The 2,200-nt window shown below is 72.7% G+C and carries 1 protein-coding gene; it reads right to left on the bottom strand.

The annotated features are described in order from the left end of the window. On the bottom strand, window positions 1-2,200 hold a 2,200-nt coding region (locus L0B03_RS16940), incomplete at both ends, for a UvrD-helicase domain-containing protein (RefSeq protein ID WP_250448048.1).

Genomic DNA, 2,200 nt, shown 5'->3' with positions numbered 1-2,200 from the left:
CACCGGCCCGGATCGGGCACCGCCGCTCCGGGAGCCACCGCCGCGGCCGCCCCAGGCCGAGGCGCCGCCGCCCCAGCCGCTGCCCGAGCCTCGCAGGGTGTCCATGCTCGACTCACGCCGTCGCCAGTCCACGAGCTCCTCGGGGACGTCGTCCAGGAAGCGGCTCGCCGGGAACTCGTTCGGCACGCCCCAGGCCGTCCGCACCGCCGCGCGCGAGATGTACAGCCGCTGCCGCGCCCTGGTGAGGCCGACGTACGCCAGGCGACGCTCCTCGGCGAGCTGGTCGGGGTCGGCCAGCGAACGCATGTGCGGGAAGGTGCCGTCCTCCCAGCCGGTCACGAAGACCACGGGGAACTCCAGGCCCTTGGCCGTGTGCAGGGTCATCAGCGTCACGACCCCCTGGTCGACGCGGGCCTGAGCCTCCTCGGCGCCGTCCTCGCTGGGGATCTGGTCGGAGTCCGCCACCAGGGAGACGCGCTCGAGGAAGTCGGCGAGGTCCCCTTCCGGCTCGGCCTGCTCGAACTCGGTCGCCACCGCGTGCAGCTCGGCGAGGTTGTCGACCCTGGACGCGTCCTGCGGGTCCTCGCTCGCACGCAGCTCGGCCAGGTAGCCCGTGCGGTCGAGCACCGCACCGAGCACCTCGGCGGGGCCCGCGCCCGAGTCGGCGAGCTCGCGCAGGCCCGACATCAGCTCGCCGAAGGCGCGGAGACCGGTCAGCGCGCGGGTGCCCAGGCCGGGGGCCTCGTCCGCGCGGTCCAGGGCCGCCCCGAAGGAGATGCGCTCACGCTCGGCGAAGCCCGCGACCATGGCCTCGGAGCGGTCCCCGAGCCCGCGCTTGGGCACGTTGAGCACGCGACGCAGGTTCACGTCGTCGTCGGGGTTGGCGATCGCCCGCAGGTAGGCGACCGCGTCCTTGACCTCGCGCCGCTCGTAGAAGCGGGTCCCGCCGACCACCTTGTAGGGCAGCCCGACGCGGATCAGCACCTCCTCGAGGGCACGGGACTGGGCGTTGGTCCGGTAGAAGACCGCGACGTCACCGGGCCGCACACCGTCGGAGTCGCCCAGGCGGTCGATCTCCTCGGCGACGAACCGGGCCTCCTCGTGCTCGTTGTCCGCGACGAACCCCACGATCTGCGGACCGGCGCCCGAGTCGGTCCAGAGCCGCTTGGGTCGACGGTCCGGGTTCCGCGAGATCATCGCGTTGGCCGCCGAGAGGATCGTCTGGGTCGAGCGGTAGTTCTGCTCGAGCAGGATCGTCCGGGCCTGCGGGTAGTCGGCCTCGAACTCGAGGATGTTGCGGATGGTCGCGCCACGGAAGGCGTAGATCGACTGGTCCGCGTCGCCCACCACGGTGAGCTCGGCGGGCGGGATGGCACGACCGTCGCCCCCCTGCTCCTCGCCGTGCCAGCCGGCGAGCTCGCGGACCAGGACGTACTGGGCGTGGTTCGTGTCCTGGTACTCGTCGACGAGGATCTGACGGAAACGTCGTCGGTAGTGCTCGGCCACGGCGGGGAAGGCCTGCAGCAGGTTGACCGTCGTCATGATGAGGTCGTCGAAGTCCAGGGCGTGGGCCTGGCGCAGCCGCGCCTGGTAGCGCGTGTAGACGGCGGCGAGGGTCTCGTCGAACTCGTTGGCCGCCCCCGAGGCGGCCCCCGAGGTGGAGGCGTAGGTCTCGGCGTCGACCAGCTCGTCCTTGAGGTTGGAGATCTTCGAGGAGAGCGCCTTGGCGGGGTACTTCTTCGGGTCCAGGTTCAGCTCCCGCGCCACGAGGGTCAGCAGGCGCTGGGAGTCGGCGGAGTCGTAGATCGAGAAGGAGGAGCGCAGGCCCAGGGTCGAGGCCTCGCGCCGCAGGATCCGCACGCACGCCGAGTGGAAGGTCGACACCCACATCGCGCGGGCCGCCGGGCCGACCAGCGCCTCGACCCGCTCGCGCATCTCGGCGGCGGCCTTGTTCGTGAAGGTGATCGCCAGGACCTCCGGGGGCCGCACCCGGTGGCCCGCGAGCTGGTGGGCGATCCGGTGCGTGAGCACCCGCGTCTTGCCCGATCCGGCGCCCGCGACGATCAGCAGCGGCGAGCCCTCGTGGAGCACGGCCTCGCGCTGCTCGGTGTTCAGGCCGTCCAGCAGGGCCGCGGTGCGTTCCTGGGCCGCGTGCTCGCGCTCCCGCGCGGGGTCGACGGCGTCCTCCCGCTCACGGGGC

The organism is Actinotalea sp. C106 (assembly GCF_023630195.1).
Classification (GTDB): Bacteria; Actinomycetota; Actinomycetes; order Actinomycetales; family Cellulomonadaceae; genus Actinotalea.
The sequence above is the reverse complement of the archived record's forward strand: the minus strand, read 5'-3'. Positions and strand labels throughout refer to the sequence as shown.